This window comes from Alkaliphilus metalliredigens QYMF (genome assembly GCF_000016985.1).
In the GTDB taxonomy this organism is placed as follows: Bacteria; Bacillota; Clostridia; order Peptostreptococcales; family Natronincolaceae; genus Alkaliphilus_A; species Alkaliphilus_A metalliredigens.
The window spans coordinates 2,734,502-2,752,488 of record NC_009633.1; the positions used below are offsets into that span (position 1 = coordinate 2,734,502).

The 17,987-nt window shown below is 35.0% G+C and carries 16 protein-coding genes; 1 reads left to right on the forward strand and 15 read right to left on the reverse strand.

Annotation, left to right across the window (positions count from 1 at the left end):
• Positions 1–10 precede the first annotated feature (10 nt).
• From fliJ to AMET_RS13470, 10 genes are all read right to left on the reverse strand, one after another.
• Entirely contained in the window at positions 11–454 is a 444-nt protein-coding gene (gene fliJ / locus AMET_RS13425; RefSeq protein WP_012063846.1) for a flagellar export protein FliJ, read from the reverse strand.
• 19 nt (positions 455–473) lie between these two features.
• Entirely contained in the window at positions 474–1,784 is a 1,311-nt protein-coding gene (fliI, locus tag AMET_RS13430) for a flagellar protein export ATPase FliI (protein ID WP_012063847.1), read from the reverse strand.
• Complete coding sequence (locus tag AMET_RS13435) at positions 1,774–2,568, reverse strand: FliH/SctL family protein (RefSeq protein ID WP_012063848.1); 795 nt, start codon at positions 2,566–2,568, stop codon at positions 1,774–1,776. The genes fliI and AMET_RS13435 overlap by 11 nt, the downstream gene beginning before the upstream one ends.
• Positions 2,561–3,580 (reverse strand): flagellar motor switch protein FliG, encoded by a 1,020-nt coding sequence (gene fliG / locus AMET_RS13440; protein WP_012063849.1) that lies wholly within the window; start codon positions 3,578–3,580, stop codon positions 2,561–2,563. Before fliG ends, AMET_RS13435 begins: the two co-directional genes overlap by 8 nt.
• A gap of 10 nt (positions 3,581–3,590) precedes the next feature.
• A complete protein-coding gene (fliF, locus tag AMET_RS13445) occupies positions 3,591–5,144 on the reverse strand; it encodes a flagellar basal-body MS-ring/collar protein FliF (RefSeq protein WP_012063850.1) in 1,554 nt (517 codons plus the stop codon).
• A 24-nt stretch (positions 5,145–5,168) separates the two neighbouring features.
• Positions 5,169–5,474 (reverse strand): flagellar hook-basal body complex protein FliE, encoded by a 306-nt coding sequence (fliE, locus tag AMET_RS13450; protein WP_012063851.1) that lies wholly within the window; start codon positions 5,472–5,474, stop codon positions 5,169–5,171.
• A 14-nt stretch (positions 5,475–5,488) separates the two neighbouring features.
• Positions 5,489–5,932: a flagellar basal body rod protein FlgC gene (gene flgC / locus AMET_RS13455; protein WP_012063852.1), complete on the reverse strand. Its 444-nt coding sequence runs from the start codon at positions 5,930–5,932 to the stop codon at positions 5,489–5,491.
• A gap of 2 nt (positions 5,933–5,934) precedes the next feature.
• Positions 5,935–6,345, reverse strand: a complete 411-nt coding sequence (gene flgB / locus AMET_RS13460) for a flagellar basal body rod protein FlgB (protein ID WP_012063853.1) — start codon at positions 6,343–6,345, stop codon at positions 5,935–5,937.
• Positions 6,346–6,879: 534 nt separating this feature from the next.
• Positions 6,880–8,082 carry a GAF domain-containing sensor histidine kinase gene (locus AMET_RS13465; protein ID WP_012063854.1) on the reverse strand — a complete coding sequence of 401 codons (1,203 nt, stop codon included), beginning with the start codon at positions 8,080–8,082 and terminating at the stop codon, positions 6,880–6,882.
• Positions 8,083–8,155: 73 nt separating this feature from the next.
• Positions 8,156–9,463: a methyl-accepting chemotaxis protein gene (locus AMET_RS13470; protein ID WP_049765263.1), complete on the reverse strand. Its 1,308-nt coding sequence runs from the start codon at positions 9,461–9,463 to the stop codon at positions 8,156–8,158.
• Positions 9,464–9,613: 150 nt separating this feature from the next.
• On the opposite strand from AMET_RS13470, the gene AMET_RS13475 reads away from it, so the two are divergent.
• Positions 9,614–11,068, forward strand: coding sequence for an ISNCY family transposase (locus AMET_RS13475; RefSeq protein ID WP_041721426.1), 1,455 nt, complete (start codon positions 9,614–9,616; stop codon positions 11,066–11,068).
• A 62-nt stretch (positions 11,069–11,130) separates the two neighbouring features.
• On the opposite strand, the gene AMET_RS13480 is transcribed toward AMET_RS13475, so the two are convergent.
• The 5 genes from AMET_RS13480 to topA all read right to left on the reverse strand — a co-directional run bounded on the left by AMET_RS13480 (position 11,131) and on the right by topA (position 17,965).
• Positions 11,131–11,868 carry a cache domain-containing protein gene (locus AMET_RS13480; RefSeq protein WP_049765265.1) on the reverse strand — a complete coding sequence of 246 codons (738 nt, stop codon included), beginning with the start codon at positions 11,866–11,868 and terminating at the stop codon, positions 11,131–11,133.
• Entirely contained in the window at positions 11,865–12,818 is a 954-nt protein-coding gene (locus tag AMET_RS13485) for a chemotaxis protein CheV (protein ID WP_012063855.1), read from the reverse strand. Before AMET_RS13485 ends, AMET_RS13480 begins: the two co-directional genes overlap by 4 nt.
• Before the next feature lie 308 nt (positions 12,819–13,126).
• Positions 13,127–13,900, reverse strand: a complete 774-nt coding sequence (locus AMET_RS13490; protein ID WP_012063856.1) for a response regulator — start codon at positions 13,898–13,900, stop codon at positions 13,127–13,129.
• 876 nt (positions 13,901–14,776) lie between these two features.
• Complete coding sequence (gene codY, locus AMET_RS13500) at positions 14,777–15,556, reverse strand: GTP-sensing pleiotropic transcriptional regulator CodY (protein WP_012063857.1); 780 nt, start codon at positions 15,554–15,556, stop codon at positions 14,777–14,779.
• A 324-nt stretch (positions 15,557–15,880) separates the two neighbouring features.
• A complete protein-coding gene (topA, locus tag AMET_RS13505; RefSeq protein WP_012063858.1) occupies positions 15,881–17,965 on the reverse strand; it encodes a type I DNA topoisomerase in 2,085 nt (694 codons plus the stop codon).
• Positions 17,966–17,987: the final 22 nt, after the last annotated feature.

The following is a 17,987-nucleotide window of genomic DNA, read 5'->3' on the forward strand; positions in this document are numbered from 1 at the left end:
GTGACCTCCCCTATCGAGTTGCTGCTTTGTATGAGACGAGTTGATCAACTAAGCTCTCCTCATCCTTTGCCTGCTCATATTTAAAAACCTCATAATCTTTTTCTTTCAAAATTTCAAAGGTTTTTTTAGCCTTTGAGGCCTGGATTAATTCTTTTCTAGTATGGTTAACAGCTTCTTCTTTTTCTCGAAGTACCTTTCTTTGTTGAACAATTAAATCATCAATCATTTTAATTTGGGAATTAAGCTCTTTCATTTCTTTAATCTTAAATACTTTCTTAGCTTTCACTTCTTTTTTCTTAATGATTTCGTTTCTTTTTGTAAGAAGGTGGATCAATTTAGTTTCTTCACTTTGTTGTTTTTGAATTGCAAAACCAAATTCACTTTTTCTATTATCTTCCATGGTTTTTTTAGCTTTTAAAACTGTATTAAATCGAAAAGAGAAATGATTAATCACTAGGTATCCCCTTCCTTTTCTATAGAATTTTTTTCATTATGTCAACTGATTCTTGAAAGGTTATCTTTTCATCTGTTGTCTGGATTAAAAATTCATTAACAGCGTCAATCTTTTCTATTGCGCGATCAATTTTAGGGTTAGAGCCTTTCACATAAGCCCCTATATTAATTAAATCTTCCGCATCGTTATATGTAGATAGTATTTCCTTTAATTCATTTGCCAATTTTATATGCTCTTTTCCTACAATGCTATCCATGACTCTGCTGACACTTGCCAGTACGTCGATTGCAGGGTAATGATTGCGATTAGCGATCTTTCTAGAGAGAACGATATGTCCATCTAATATTCCTCTTACTGCGTCTGCAATGGGTTCATTCATGTCATCACCATCTACTAAGACTGTATAAAGACCTGTAATAGCACCTTTATCAGAGGTTCCAGAGCGTTCTAGCAGTTTAGGTAAAATCGCAAATACAGAGGGTGTATATCCTTTGGTTACGGGTGGTTCCCCAATAGCAAGTCCAACTTCCCTTTGGGCCATAGAAAATCTTGTCAGGGAATCCATTAATAACATTACATTTTTGTTATGGTCTCTAAAATATTCAGCAACAGAGGTGGCCAACAAGGCTCCCTTCATTCTAATCAACGCTGGTTGGTCAGATGTTGCTACGATTACTACCGACCTCTTCAAGCCTTCTTCCTTCAAGTCCTTTTCAATGAATTCCTTAACTTCTCGACCTCTTTCTCCAATCAATGCAATCACATTAATGTCTGCTCTTGTATTTCGTGCAATCATACCTAATAATGTGCTCTTTCCAACTCCACTTCCTGCAAAGATACCAATCCGTTGTCCATTTCCACAGCTTAGGAGTCCATCAATTGCCTTAACCCCTAGGGATAATGGTTCTTTTATTGTCTTTCTCAATAATGGGTTTACGGGACTTCCCATGGCAGGGTAAGCCGTGTGTGCTTCTATGGGACCCTTTCCATCAATGGGATTTCCTAAACCGTCTAAGATGCGGCCTAGAAGCGCTTCACCTACATTGATTGAGAGTGTGCTGCCTGTGGCTTCCACTTTACTTCCTGGTCCAATACCTTCCATTTCCCCTAAGGGCATGAGCAATACCTTTTTTTCTCTAAAACCTACTGCCTCAGCCAGTATGGGGTTAGCTCCTTTTAGTGGGAATATTTTACACACTTCGCCAATTTTCACTGCTGGTCCAATGGCTTCTATAGTTAGTCCAATCACTTGTGACACTCGGCCAGTATACTTCACTAAATCTAGTTCATTTAAGGCTACTTGATATTTTTTCAATAGGTTACCTGTCATTGATTTCCCCACTTTGTATAAGCTCTATAAACTTATTCTCAATTTGCCTTATTTGTGTTTCAACACTAGAATCGATTGTACCTGATGAAGTTTCAATAATAATACTGCCAGCCTTAAGGGCAGGGTCATTTTTCACTTCAATTTCATCTACGCCTTCAGTCATCATATAAATTCTATTTTTAGCGCTTTGAAGCAGGGCAAAGTCTGCAGGATTTGTTCGAATAATTAACCTCTCGGTGTAAGCACATTTATCTAATCCTTTTTTCACAATGTTTATAATCAATCCATCGTCTTCTTCCATTTGTATATCAATTATCTTTTTTACAGCATCAATCACAAGATGGATTACTTCACTTTCTATGTCTTTAACCATTTTCGTTTTCTCTTGTTGTACTTCTTGTTTGATCAACTTTGCCTCTTCAATAATTATTTTGGTTTCTTCATATCCCGATTCTTTCCCTAGTTGGAGTCCCCTCTGGAACCCTTCTGATTCAGCTGCCTCAAAGATAGACTTTTTCTCTTCTTCAGCTTCAGTCATTAAACGCTTTACTTCTATGTTTGTTTCATCGATCATCTGTTTATGTTTTTCCTCGGTTTCTTTAATGATCTGTACCTGCTCCATTTTTAAGTTATTAATCTCATTTTCCAAGTTTTGAGAAGCTTGATGGTCGGAATTTTGTTGTTCGGAAGATTTCTTTTTTGCATTGTTTTGTTTATCTTTCACAAAATCTACCGATCGTCTTTCTCCTATCATTACATCAGTGGCCTTATAAATCTTAAACAATTATTTCATCTCCTCCACCTCTAGCAATAATAATTTCACCAGCTTCTTCTAGTTTTCTAATGATATTTACAATCTTCTGCTGTGCTTCTTCTACATCACGCAATCGTACAGGTCCCATGAATTCCATATCTTCTTTGATCATTTCTGCCATGCGTTTAGACATGTTTCCATAGATTACATCGGACACTTCTTCGGTAGCTCCCTTTAGTGCAATGGCCAGTTCTTTATTATCAATTTCTCTAATAAACCTTTGAATTGATGTGCTATCTAAGCTAATAATATCTTCAAATACAAACATACGTTTCCTAATTTCTTCAGCCAATTCAGCATCTTGCATTTCCAATGTATCCATTATATTTTTCTCTGTTCCTCTGTCTACTGAATTTAGTATGTCGACAATGGCTTGAATGCCTCCAGTAGATGTATAGTCTTGATTAACTAGTGAAGATAGTTTTCTTTCAAGAACCATTTCTACTTCTTTTATAATATCCGGCGACGTACGATCCATGGTTGCAATCCGTCTTGCTACTTCAGATTGCTTTGCCTGGGGTAGTGCCGATAGTATTTGTGCTGATTGTGTTGAGGATAGATATGCTAATATCAATGCAATTGTTTGTGGATGCTCATTTTGTATAAAGCTTAACAACTGATTTGGATCGGCTTTTCTAGCAAAGTCAAAGGGTTTTACTTGTAATGAAGCTGTTAGCTTATTAATAATATCCATTGCTTTCTGAGAGCCTAAGGCCTTTTCCAATACATCCTTGGCGTAATTGATACCTCCCTCAGATATGTATTCCTGGGCAATACAAACTTCGTGAAATTCTGCCAGTACTTTTTCTTTTTCTAGGGGAGAAACCCTACGCATATTGGCGATTTCTAATGTTAATTCTTCAATCTCCTCATCAGTCAAATGTTTGAATATTTGTGCGGAATATTCTGGTCCTAGACTAATCAATAAAATCGCAGCTTTTTCCCGACCTGTTAATTCTCCTTTACCTGCTCTCTTAGACATCTCCTCACCTCTATTCTTCATTGATCCAATTTTTCAACATCTGGGCAACTGCATCTGGTTTCTTATTGACTAACTTTTCGATTTGCTGTTTTACTTGAGAGCCTGATAAGTCTAAGTTGATTTCCTCTAGTTCATCTGGAATCATCACATCTTGAACTAGAATCTCTTCTTCTTGGCTTCGGTTTTTTCTAACTTTGTTAATGACAATGTATGCTGCTCCTAATATCAATGTTGCTAGCAAACCAATTAACCACCATGGCTGGCCGCCTTCACCTGCTGCCAAATTTCCATCCATAGCCAGCTGCCATTGATCCGCCAGAGAATCATTGAATTCTTGAACACCGACTTGGACAACTCTTGTATCCAAGCCTGCAGCTGCCGATACAATATTAATCAGTTCTCTTCTTTCTTGATCTGATAAGTCCCCATCAGCCAATGTGCTCTTATTTACATATACTGCTACGGAAATGTCATGTACCTGTCCATGTGCTCTTACGATTTTTTGGCGCAGTTCATTGATTTCATAATTAATTGTTTGACTGGCTTCGTCATATCTAGAAAGATATTCATCATCTTCAACATTTTGAGGGATGTCTCCCACATTTGGATCTACTCCGGGAATTCCACCTCCTGGACCATCAATGGCAGTATGGGTTAATTCATGCATACTTCGAATGATTCCAGTTTCTTGACCTTCAATAGGTGGTGCAAACTCCACTAGTTCTGTCACATTGCTATCAAAGCCCAGTCTCACCCCTGCCATGACAACAACATTACCATGTCCATAAACGCTTGATAGGAAGTCAGTAATACTTTTTTCTAGATCTTTTTGCACTGCTTGTTGTAAGTTCATTTGATCGCTTGCCCCTAGCAAGCTACTATCGCTTCCTGCTTCTTGGTTTAACACCCGACCATCAGGTCCGTGAATCGTTACATTCTCTGGCTCAAGCCCTTGGACTGCATTGGACACAAGGATGGCAATCCCTTTAATACTACCGCTTTCCAGGTTCGCATTACTTGATATATCAAGCCAAACTGAAGCCTTGGCATTTGCGTTATTGTCAGCCATCATAAACCCTGTTCTTTCTGGTATTGTCAGGTTTACCACAGCCTTACTGACCCCTGGGATTTCTTCCATAGTACTGGCTAAATAATTTTGCTGGGCAATTAGAATTCGTTGTGCTCGTTCCTCACTTGTCATCATCCACGAATTTCCCGAAAAAGCATCTTCATAGGAGAAACGTGCCGTAGGCAACCCCTGTGTAGCAACAACGACTTGAGCTCTTTTTTCATCTTGTTTTCTAACAAGAATTGTTCCACTTGTATCGCCAAAGTCTGCGCGAATATTGCTACCCTGTAGTGTTTCCATCACTGACCCAGATTCTTCTGGGTTCAAATTATTATATAACACCACATAATCTGGTCTTGAAAAAAAATATATAATTCCTGTAAGTGAGATTAAAATGAAAAGGGCCGAAAGGCCAATCTTAATCTTTTTGTTCTTATCTAAACCTTGAACATATTCATTCAGCTGATTACGTATTTGTTCCACCGCTTCCGACATCAATCCACCTCATTTCTAGCAATATTAAATCTGCATCCTCATGATTTCTCTGTAGGCATCTAATACTTTGTTTCTTACCTGCATGATGAATTGCAATGAAACATCAGCTTTTTGAGCGGTAATCATAGCCTCATGAATATTATCTAATTCTCCAGTAGCAAGCTTTACAGAATCATTCTGTGCCATTTGATCTAGTATATTAGCTTCATTGATTGCATTTTTGAATAAATCATTAAATGTTGTCTGACTATTATTGCTTTCTTTTTGAAATAAACCTAAATTTTCTATGGAATTTTGATTTTGTATTTTTAATAAACTGTTAACCTGCATTTACATTTCCCCCACTATCTTCCAATTTCCAGTGCTTTCATTGCCATGGATTTTGTCGCATTAAGTGCTGTTGTATTCGCTTCATATGCTCTTGTGGCTGAAATCATATTAGCCATTTCTACGACAATATCCACATTTGGCATCAGAACATAGCCTTCTTCATTGGCATCAGGATGACCTGGGTCATATACTTGTCGATAGGGTGAAGAATCATTTTTTACGCCTACCACTTCAACACCGCCTGGCTTTTCATTATTATTCATAATGCGCTCAAGCTGACTAGAAAAGCCCTTTGCATCCTCTTTGCTTTGAAAAAGCACAACTTGTCGCTTGTAGGGAGAACCATTAGGCGTGCGCGTTGTGTTTGCATTGGCGATATTCTTTGAGATGGTATCCATTCTAAATCTCTCTGCTGTCAAGCCACTTGCGCTTGTGTTAATGGCGTTAAAATAAGACATATCTACCCTCTCCCTTCATTAATTGCTGTTTTTATTCGTCTAAATTCATTATTAATTTGAGTTGATAAAGTATTGAAAATCACTTGATTTTTTGCCAATTCAGCCATTTCCACATCAATATCCACATTATTTCCATCTCTACGTGTCCGGTAGCCTTCGTGACTCCTCACTTTATACTTTACTTCTTCTACCCTTTCAGCACCTATTGCAATATGCTTTACATGGGTTCTTTCACCAGAAACGCTATTCCCTTGAAGTGCATTCTTTAAATGTGTTTCAAATTCCACAGTAGATTTTTTGAAATTTGGTGTATTTGCATTTGCAATATTATTTGAAATGGCCTCATTCCGTACCCACGAAGCACTCATTGCACTATTTAATAAGTTTATATTACTATATAACCCATTTGTCATTGTATCCCTCCTTAATCAACGAGCTTATTGTGTAGTTATGTACTTATTGCCCTAATTAATCTCTTGTATCAGTATTGTTTGTAGGTCTTACCCATAGAAGTGAGATTAGATTCCATTTTTCAAAGCATTATACTATATTTGTCATATCCTTGTTTATCCCTGCTTTTTTTTGTATTATTATGTAGAATCAGGTCTTCAGTACTAGAACCATTTACTATTCTGGTATTTTTTAGCACAAACTATATTATTTGTTATATTTTCAGATATCTCTGCTTTTTTGTGTAGCTTTAAAGATTTAGGACCCTTACACTAGAATTATATGGATATTTTTCAGATTGTTAATACAACATATATATATTCGCCATGTTTTAGCTTATCCCTGCTTTTTTTCGGTTTTTTTGTCGAAATAGGACTATATCCCCAGAATTCGTAATCCTGTTATGTCAAACAATCTTTTCCTTCAAATATAAAAACAATCCAACAGCCACCATAGGTAGCCTTGCTTCTTTTTATCTTCTTATTTTCTTATTTTCTTTAGATCAAGGATTCCGATGATTGAGTTAAAGGTAATTTTATAGTAAATTTAGCACCTTGCCATTGGCTATCCTCTGCTATTATTTCTCCATTGTATTTATTAGTAATAATATCATAAGCTACGGCTAGTCCAAGTCCCGTTCCTACTCCTATTTCTTTTGTGGTAAAAAAAGGCTCAAATACCTTGCATTTTGCCTCATCACAAAGTCCTCTTCCATTATCTTCTATTTCACAAATTAAGTAGCCCTCGTCTTGATACGTTGCTATTTGCAAACTATTATAAACAGCTTTTTTCTGTTCAGAAAAAAGTGCTGTCTTTTTATTGATTTCATAAATGGCATTTTTAAGTATGTTCATAATAACTTGACTAATTTCTATCCTATTACATAAGATAGAAGGCAGGTCTTTTGAAAAATTCAATTCCACCTTATCGAAAATTTTCATATCACAATTCAAAGTATTAAATACATATTCTATGGTTTCATTAATGTCTATTTTATTTACTCCTATAGCTTGTGAAAAAGGGTTACTTTGACTGTATTGTCTCATTTCTTCTTGTTGAATACTTCGTAATTCAAACGAATCTAAGTTCTTCTCTCTACTACTAAGCTCTTTATTCATATATTGAAGTTGTTTTTCTTGTTTCAGTTTCTCAAAAATTTCTGAAAAAATTTCTGAAATTAATTTTAATAAAAACTGAGATTCAATACTCCATTTTTTATTTTGAAAAGTATTGTCAATACCAATATAGCCTATTAAATGGTCTTTGTGAAAAATAGGTAATGTAATAAGAGATTTTATTCCTTGCTCTAAGAGGATTTCTTTTTCTACTTCTGCTTCTTCTGGCATTTCTTCCACATCTTCAATCACAATCATTTCATTGGCCTTTAATTTTTCCATCCACCAAAGACATAGCTCCGTTCTTAAATTTTGAAGGTTGTGTTTTTCAGCACTAACACCTTTCTCGCACCATTCATAAGCGTTATCCATATATTCTAAATCATTTCTAAACAAGAAAACATACACTCGAGAAGCATCAGTCCTCCTTCCGATTTCTCCTAGACATTCTTCTATAAGATATTCCTTCTCTACAGTAATACCATTTAGTTTTGTTGTAAATTTTGAAAGCACTTCAAAAAACGCCTTTGAACCTTCACTACACTCTTTCTTAATTCGCTTTTGAAGCTGGATATTTTTTTTCATAGTTATGTCCTCCTTCATAATATGTAATTTTGAGTTACTTATAATTAGAATTTTTTTACATAAAGCATCTTTCTTATATTTTAAATCGGGAAATAAATTGCTGTAGTTTTTCCGCTATTTTTGCCAGCTCTTCACTCCCATTGGCGATTTCATCTATTGATACTGTTTGTTCTTCCATAGAAGCAGAAGTTTCCTCTGTTCCTGCTGCATTTTCCTCTGCTACTGCTGATAAGTTTCCCATTAAATCCAATAATTTATCTTTGGTTATATTGATTTTATCTGCCGATGAATTCAGTTGTGCTATGCTATTTTTTGTGCTTCCAATGGAGAATGCAATCACTTCAAATTTTTGTTCTGTATCTTTTACGCTTTTAGTTTGAGCAGCTATAATTCCTCTTACTTCATTCATTCCACTTACTGCACCTTGAGATTTAGATTTCAACTCTTCAATCACCTGTTTTATTTCCTTTGTAAAATCATGGGATTGTTCTGCGAGCCTTCTAATTTCCTCTGCTACAACCGCAAAACCCCTTCCAGCCTCTCCTGCTCTCGCTGCTTCTATTGCTGCATTTAATGCCAATAAATTTGTTTGATCGGATATGCTTTGAATCATGGTACTTGCCTGATCTATTTTTTCTGCATTTTTATCATTACTTAATATAATGTCATATATTGTTTTAGAAGATATATTGCTTTGGTTTGTTTTTTCTACTAATTCCTTTAATAAGATAAATCCTTCGTCTTTTTGATTGTCTATTTCTTCTAGAGATGAATTTAGTTCTTTTATATGCTTTTTATTTTCCTCGATTACTCTCCCCATATCCTCCGTATGTCCAGCAGCGGCTTCCGTATCACCAGCTTGCTCTGCGATTCCTTTAGCAATTTCTTCTATTGTTTTAGCTACTTCTTCAGAAGCTGTTGCTGTATATTGGGAGGTAGCAGTAAATTCTTCTGATAAGGCAGCTACTTGATTTGTGCTTTCTGCTGTCTTTCCTATAAAACTTCTAACATTATCTGCCATAATATTTAAGGCATTTGCAATCCTACCGATTTCATCTTTTCTATCCCTATATTTTAATATAGCAGTACCTTGTTGGACACTAAAATCTAGATTAGCTTGTTTATCTATAGCGGATGTTAAGGCTATAATGGGTTTTACGATACTGCCACTGATAAAATAAGTTATCATCATACCGATTACAATTGCAGCTAACGAAAGGATAATTAGAAGGTTTCTTAAATTATGTGCTTTCTTTAAAACTTCCTTTGCTTCCATCCCTAATACCCCAACCCAAGGACTCCCTTCAATAGGTGCAAAGGCTACGATCATTTCCATTCCTTCATAGGTGTAGCTCCCACTACCTATTTCTCCTTTCAGCATTTGATTTTCTATAGGCGTTTGCCAAACGCCGCAACCCGCACTATTGCGGGACTTTTTTAAGCATAAAAAAATATAACTCCTCACCAGATTGTGGTAAAATTGAATTGACAGAAACAAATTCACCCAACCTGAAAGGAGTTATATATGGCTATTTTACCACACAAACAGCTTTCTTTGGCTGAAATTTATTCCGATTGTGCCAATTATTTTGAAAATGATAAGCATCACTTTCTTTCTCTTTTAAAAGAAAACCTTAATCTTGATGAGTTAATCCCTCTTTCTTTTCATCGTAATTACTATGCATCTACTGGCAGACCTAGAAAACATCATCTTACATCAATGGTTTGGGCTTTGCTTCTGCAGCGGATTTTCTCCATTCCAAACGATACATTGTTGCTGACTTTTCTTCAGTTTTCTAAGGAACTTAGAAATTTTTGTGGTTTCACCAATGTTCCTGATGCTTCTAGATTTACTAGATTCAAACAAGATTTTCTGCCAGACTTACAATCATTTTTTGAATATCTTGTGGATGTCACTGAACCTATTTGCCAGGCTATTGATCCTCATAAGGCTTCTATGACTATCTTTGATACTTCTGGCATTGAAGCTTTTGTTACTGAAAACAATCCTAAATACGCTAATAAAATTATTAAACAACTTAAAGCTTTTAAAAAGACTCATAACCTTGATGATTCCTATGATCCATATAAAGCAGCCTATGGTTCCATGCCTTCTCATGCAGCTGCTAATCCAGAGATCAAGCAACTTTACATCAATGGTCATTTTTGTTATGTCTATAAATTTGGGATGATCACCAATGGTCTTGGTATTATTCGTGATATTACTTTTTATGACCAAGATTTTATGAATGCTCATCCTAACATCGTTGTTGACAAAAAGTCGGATTCTCCTGATGAGGATAAGTCCCTTGGTGATGCAAAAGCTCTTTTACCAGTGTTATCTGACTTTTTTAATAAACATCCACTCATTCAACCTAATATCTTTATCGGAGATGCTGCTTTTGATACCATTTCTATCTACAAAGGAATTTTTTCGGATTTAAAGTTCAATAAAGCTTATATTCCCTTAAATCCTCGTTCTTCCCTTAGCAGCTCTGAATACACTCTTACTGAAGATGGGATTCCCTGTTGTCCTCATGATCCAAAACTACCTATGAAGCCTGAAGGCAATACTTCTCATCTTCGCTGTGGTATTCCTACTTTCAAGTTTGTCTGTCCGAAAATGTCTTGGACTAAATGTGAAGACGGCAAGTACCGACGCCGGCATAATTGCGATAATCCCTGTACTTCATCACCTTGTGGTAGAATGATTTATGTGTATCCTGAAAAAGACTTACGGGCATATCCAGGCGCCATTCGTGGTACCGATGATTGGGATAAAACCTATAAAGCCCGAGGTGTCGTTGAGCAAACCATTAACCATTTCAAAGATAGCTTTTGTATTGCTAACCGAAGAACACAGAATGCTAAAACATTGCATGCCGACCTGATTATTGCTGGTATAACGCAGCTTGTTACAGTTATCCTTGCTGACAAAATACATCAACACAAATATATCAGAAGTTTAAAACCACTTATTGCATAGTTAACCGGTACGCCTTGTCTCTTTAGAAAATTTAATCAGCACTCAATTTTCTGCCCTTCTAATTACTTTTCAAATTTAGTTTCGCAATTACCTATTTGATTTTCTATTAAACTGGCTAGTTCTTTGAAACTTTCATCTTCTTTTGCGTTTTCTAGCATATTGTCCTGCTTTAAAACAAGTTCTAAATCTTTATCTGCTACGATTGTTCCCTCGTTGTTAATGACATAAGCATAGCCAGTTTCTCCATAGTTTATATCATTGACAATATCACTTAAGAAAGTACCTTCCCTTCTACCGTAAAACACCCCTATTATCTCACCCTGCACGATAACCGGTGCTGCATAAATTATTACCATTTCTCCTGTAGCTCTACTGATCAGTATATCGGATGCAGCAGGTTGTCCATTAAACGCAGCTGTAAAATAAGCTCTATCTCCAATATTGGTAGTTTCTTTTGCACTATTAAAAACACTGCTATTTCCTCTTTTATCTGCAAATGCAAAGGCAGCATAGCCTGTTCTTTTGGCTTCTTTTTCAAAAAAAGCTATTTTTTCCTGAAAGGAGATTTCTTCCTCTGTTATCATTGGATGTTGTGCTAAAGCATCTATATAATTTAACTCTTGATCTCTTCTTGAAGCAATGTATCGACTTTCTACTTCTATTAAGTTTTTTAAATTTTCATGTGCATCCTCTATTGAGTTATTACTAACCAAATTGATAGATACCCACGATAGTCCATTGACTAAAATGAAAATTAATAGGGTAAACACAATGATCAATCTACTTTTCAATGATTTCAAATAATTTCGCCTCCTGATTTTGTATTTGTCTCTACTTTGCTCAAAATCATACTATCTATCACCTCAACTAATTTTTTTATTTCCGGTTTACTTATTTGCGCATTTGCACCTAGTTTTTTACCTTTTTCCATTATTTGCTCACTGATCAACGAAGAAAATATCACTACAGGCAAGTCTTTGAGTATGGCATCTTCTTTTATGCATTTTATTAAATGATGTCCATCCATTTGTGGCATCTCAATATCCGTAATAACACAAGAAAATATTTCATAAGGCTTTTTATCTTGCCTATTTTCTACCTCCTGTAATATATCCCAAGCTTCTTTGCCATTAGAAGTTATGGTTAAATCATCATACCCTGCTTCTTTAAGACATTCTTCTAGTATTTTTGCCAGCATTTGAGAATCTTCTGCTATTAAGATAGGTTTATTTCGACGTTCTCTAGGTTCTATTGTTTTTATATCTAAAACTTGAATTCCAGTTCTGGGACTAATATCAAATATTATTTTTTCAAAATCTAAAATCGCAATTACATTCTCGCTGTTTTTGATAATGCCACTAATATTACTTTCTAGTTCTCCACAAAGATTTGCATCAGGCTTCTCTACATCTTTCCAAGATAGCCTATTGATTCCTATAACGGAACTGACTTGAAAGGCAATGGTAATCTGATTAAAATAAGTGATAATAAAAAAGCTATTTTCTTCTAAATGATCAATTGACAAGTTTAAATATTTGGGCAAGTTGACTACTGTTATTATCTTATTCCTATGTTTTATTACCCCACTTACACAGGGGTGGGTATTGGGGATTTCTGTAATGTCTGTTTTTCTCACGACTTCCTTTATTTTTGCGACATTAATTCCAAAATAATTTTTACCAATATTGAACTCTACTATTTCCAATTCATTGGTTCCACTTTTCAAAAGTATTTTGCTTATTTCCTTCATATATGCACCTCATTTTCTAATTAATTTACATGGTTTAGTTATTAAACAAAAAAAACCATAATAAGAGATGATCTACATCTCTTATTATGGTTTTTCAAATTGCAAATTTTTCATTTGATTTGAATAATTATTCCATAATAGAACCATTTTAAATTTTTAAAAAATCCAAGAATAAATTTAGCTTATGCCAGAAGGATATCTAAATTTATCATAATTACTTTCAATCTCACTATACCCCACCTTTATTCGTTAGAGTAGGTGGAATCCTTCTTGAATTATATAATAAAAAAAAACACATGTCAATTTTTTTATTTAATTTGTAATATAACTCGTTCAAATTTTTCCTTAGGATATATCTCTATTTTTTTAATCTCTATCTTTCTATCTATTAAACAGCTTATTTCACTTGCAAATTCATGTAGGGTATTTTCATAAATACTTTTTCTAATAATTTCAATCAGTTTATAATGTTGTCCTGTAGCCAATAAGTTTTCTTCTAAAGTAGTGAGGGTTTGCTTTAAAAGAATTTCAACTTCTCTTCCATTGATAAACACACTGATTAGTTTTGCGCCTTTGCCTATCACTTTTTTTAAATATTTTGAATATAGATTTCTAATTTCTAATTCCAGTTCGTTTTTTTTATCTCCCACTAATATAAAATCCTTGTTTACTATCAATAAATCTTCTGTTTTTTCTAAAAGCTCTATTGCTATTTGTGTTAAATTTTCAATTAAAATACCTACATCTATAGGTTTTATTAAGTACTTTTCTATTTTCAACTCTACTGTTTCTAAAATGGTTTGTGAATCAGATATAGCTGATGTGATAATGAAGGGACATCGAATGCCTTCAGCCCTTAATTTTTCCATCATTTCAATACCACTTATATCCCCCATAATTAAATCAGTTATAATTATATCTGGTTGATATTCAAAAAATTTTTCTATACCCTCTTTTCCATTTTCTGCCGTAATCAGCTTGCCAACACTTTTTTTTAAAATTTTGCTGACTTGGTTACGTGTAATTGGCTCGTCCTCAACATAAAGAACTTTGATATTTCTTAGCAGATTTTCCGTCCCCATACAATTACCTCCTATTTATTTAAAGGAAATCTTACTGTTAGAGCCTGTTCAAAATCCAAAATTTTGAAAGAAAATAAAAATCCACCTGAGCAAAATGGTGAAACGGAAGTGACTAAACCACCAAAAATACCATAAGCCAGGTGCATTTTCATGGATTTACAACTTGAGCTATTACCCTACTACTATAACACACTCGGCTTTGCTGCGGAACTAATAGATTATATCGATCATGTAGACGATACGATGGTTCTTGAGAAAGTGTCTGTACTCTACAAAATGGTGACCGACCTCCCATCGACCCAAGGGTTTGTTTCTGGATGCATTACTATACTATACTCGTCCAGAGATCTCCTCTTTTCGAGAACTAGGAAGGCAATCAAAAGAACCGAAAAATCAAGCATGCTGTAATTTTACAAGAGTCCCCCAACATTGATGAAGTGCCGGTTCACAGTAGTCTGAGTCATTTTAAAATCAAAGTTACTACAGCAATATTTCATAAGATTTTATTTGACCTCATCGCACAAGGCTAAAACCAAAGGACTTTCTGATGCCTATGCTAATCACATCGATTCTAAGCCGATTTGGGCTAACGTAAACGATTATAAGCATAAACGCGCTGCCAATGCCCAGATCAAAGTAAGTGTGCCTGTGAGACAGGCTCTATTAGTATATTTCATTCTGTTCACTAGGTGTATAGTAATACTTACAGTCGAAAAAATCCAAGCTATCGAGAGGCTAATTTTAGTATATACAAGTTCATAAAGGAGGCTGAATATTTATAATTCGATTTCCAATTCGATATACAACTTTATGAAAGGTAAAAAAGTCTAAATGGCTATATTAAGCAATTTAGACTTCTATATATTATCTTTTTAACTATCTTTTTAATCGTCTTAATTCTTCTAGCAAATGATCGTTTAGAATTCGGATATGCGTTCCCTTCATTCCCAAGGATCTTGATTCAATAACACCAGCACTTTCAAACTTCCTTAATGCATTGACTATGACAGAGCGTGTAATTCCTACCCGATCAGCAATTTTACTGGCAACAAGCAATCCTTCCATACCATCAAGTTCATTAAAGATGTGCTCTACTGCTTCTAATTCCGAGTAAGATAAAGTTCCAACAGCCATCTGTACAACAGCTTTTTTTCTTGCTTCTTCTTCTATTAGTTCAGTTTTAGCTCTCAAAATTTCTAAACCAACTACGGTTGAACTGTACTCTACCATTACTAAATCTTCATCAGTAAATTCCTTTTCAAACCTCGCTAAAACAATTGTCCCTAATCGATTACCACTCCCGCTTATCGGTACGATTGTTACCAATTTATCATAACTTTCTATATCGTATTTAAAAAATTTCAGAAGTTCATCCTGGGTAATATTAAACTCAGTCTCGGTAACCTTTAACAATTGTTCATTATATTCCTCTGGAAATCTCTTTTCACCAGTACGCTCATCTACTACAATGGGACAGTCAGTAGCATCAGTCAAACTGACTCCTAACACCTTTCCCCTAGCACTTGCTACATATACATTAGCATCTAATACTTCACTTAAAATTCTACATAATTCATTGAATGAAACAGCATGATCCCCCGACTGTTGTAAAATTCGATTAATCCTTCTGGTTTTTTCCAGTAATTCACTTGCCATTTTGTTTCCTCCTTTATTCTTTTGTAATATCTAGGATCCCATAATTTATTCATTGGTAAAAAACATTTTTGTAATTATGTTCATAGCTTTTTCAAAATGTTCTGTAGGTATGCGTTGCTTGTATTTATATGTTAGCTTTTCATTACAAATCTGTCCCCATTACATCTTTATGATTAGAGAATCCTTAGGATCTTAGTAAATGTAGGGCACTATAATGAAAGTAACCCTTGCATCTATATTCCATTGTTTACTAATAAACACAAAATCAATCTTACCACATATAAATTTACCATTCAATCTATTTTTAGTTAAAAAATTAATTTATTACTTTTCATTTTCATCCTCTATGAGTCTTTCGTATTTACATTCGCTGTTGGTACACGTAATTTTTTCACTTTTTTTTGTTTTTTTATGAGCCAATATTTCATTACATTGTGGGCATTTTTCATTAATTGGTTTAGCCCAAGATACAAATCGACAGCTTGGAAAACCACTACATCCATAAAAAAGTCTTCCTTTTTTAGATTTTCTTTCTACAATCTCTCCATCTTCACACTTTGGACATTTCACATCTATTTTATGAACAATTGGTTTTGTGAAAGTACAGTCTGGATAACTAGAACAGGCTAGGAACTTACCATAGCGGCCATGCTTGATTACCATCGGGGCGTCACATTGGTCACATATTTCATCACTTTCCTCAACTAAGTGAATTTCTTCAATATGTTCTTCTGCAACCTTTAACATCTCTTCAAATGATGGATAAAAATCTTCAATTAATGATTTCCAACCTTTTTTTCCCTCTTCTATTTCATCAAGCTGATTCTCAAGTTCTGCACTGAAATGTACATCTATAATTTGTGAAAAGAAGTCCTCTAAAATCCCCGTCACCAAAATGCCTAGCTCAGTAGGTAGTAAGTTCCTTCCCTCTCGTTCTACATATCCCCTTGATAAGATTGTGGCAATTGTAGGAGAATATGTACTAGGCCTACCAATTCCCTGTTCTTCCATTGCTCTTACTAGAGATGCTTCCGTATATCTCGGTGGTGGCTGGGTAAAGTGCTGTTTAGGATCGATTTCAACGATTGAAGTCAGCTCATCCTTGTTTAATACAGGCAAATCAGTATCCTCAGAACGACTGGCAAGAGAATAAACCTTCAGAAACCCTTCAAATCTTAATCTTGACCCATTTGCTTTAAAGGTGACTCCTTCTACATCTAATGTAATTGATAATGTATCAAAGAGCGCCGGTTCCATTCGACTGGCAACGAATCGTTCCCATATTAACTTATAGAGCTTATATTGGTCTTTCTTAAGATAAGGTTTCATCACATCAGGAGATCGAGTTACATCAGTAGGTCTAATGGCCTCATGTGCATCCTGAACTGACTTCTTTCCTTTCTTAACGATTGTACTTTTTTGAAGATAGTGCTCACCAATTTTTTCTGTTATGTATTGAGCTACATGCTGAGATGCTTCTTCAGAAATCCGAGTGGAATCAGTACGAATGTAAGTCACTAAACCAACTGAGCCCTCTTTCCCTAGCTCAATTCCTTCATATAATTGTTGTGCCAGTGACATGGTCTTTTTAGTAGAATATCCTAATTTATTCGATGCCTCTTGCTGTAATGTACTTGTTGTGAAAGGGAGACTGGGATTTCTTTTCTTTTCTCCTTGCTTCACTTCTGTAATCATTAATTGCTTGTCTTTAATTTTATTAATTATTATGTTTATTTCATCTTCTGACTTAATGTCCTTATTCCCTAAATGATCACTTTGAAACTTTACTTCAAACTTTTCTTTTTGCATGTTTTGGACCTGTAAAATTAAAGACCAATATTCTTCAGGTTGAAATGCATTAATCTCTACTTCTCTGTCTTTAATCATTTTAGTCGCTACGGATTGAACACGTCCTGCACTGAGTCCTCTTCTAATTTTTTGCCAAAGAAGAGGACTGATTTTGTACCCTACCAAACGATCTAATACCCTTCGAGCCTGTTGTGCATCTACTAAATCATGATTGATCTTTCTTGGCGTTTTAATTGCACTTTTAATGGCATTTTTTGTAATTTCATTAAATTCGATTCTACATGCTTCATTTTTGTCTATATTCAATGCATTGGCCAAGTGCCAAGAAATCGCCTCACCTTCTCTGTCAGGGTCAGTCGCGAGATAAATTCTTTTTGCTTTTTTTGCTTCCGTTCTAATTTCTTTTAATACAGGTCCCTTACCTCTTATGGTAATATATTGAGGTTCATAGTCTTTATCTATGTCAACACCTAGCTTACTTTTAGGCAAATCAATTACATGACCAACTGATGCCTTCACAATATAATTTCTTTTCCCTAAAAATTTTTCAATGGTTTTTGCTTTAGCTGGTGACTCAACAATTACTAAGGATTTTGCCATTTCGATCACCTCCACTGTCCTA